Annotated in this window: 1 protein-coding gene; it reads right to left on the bottom strand. The window is 52.7% G+C overall.

Annotation, left to right across the window (positions count from 1 at the left end):
- Positions 1-63: 63 nt before the first annotated feature.
- Positions 64-501 (bottom strand): integrase core domain-containing protein (locus Y017_RS09370; protein ID WP_035460445.1); only part of this gene is annotated, 438 nt, incomplete at its 5' end.

Here is a 501-nt window from a genome sequence, read left to right as displayed (position 1 = left end):
TGTAGTAATTCAGACTTGATCTGACAGTTACCGGTTTTTCAGAAGGTGTCTGTCAGGTCAAGTTCAGCCTACGAACTTTTCCTTCCAGATCGATTTTCCATCCAGCAAGGTGGCCAGCGGGGTTCTGCCACAGCACTTCTTGCCTTGATGGGTGCGTTCATTGTTGTAGTAATCCAGCCATACGTCCAGATCTTCCTGCAACGCTTCCAGGCTGCCGTAAATCTTTCGCCGCAATGCCGGCTGATAAAACTCCTGCAGAATGGTTTTGTGGAAGCGCTCGCAGATCCCGTTGGTTTGGGGGTGTCGTGCTTTAGTGCGCGTATGCTCGATCTCATTTAGCGCAAGATACAGCTGGTAATCATGCTGCTCCACCTTGCCGCAGTACTCGGTGCCACGGTCGGTCAGGATCCGCAGGACAGGCAGCTCATGAGAGGCGTAAAACGGCAGCACGCGATCGTTGAGCAAGTCTGCTGCGGTGATCGGTGTCTTGGTCGTATACAG

The sequence above is a fragment of the Alcanivorax sp. 97CO-5 genome (genome assembly GCF_000524665.1).
In the GTDB taxonomy this organism is placed as follows: domain Bacteria; phylum Pseudomonadota; class Gammaproteobacteria; order Pseudomonadales; family Alcanivoracaceae; genus Alcanivorax; species Alcanivorax borkumensis.
This window is presented reverse-complemented; position numbering and strand designations above follow the sequence as displayed.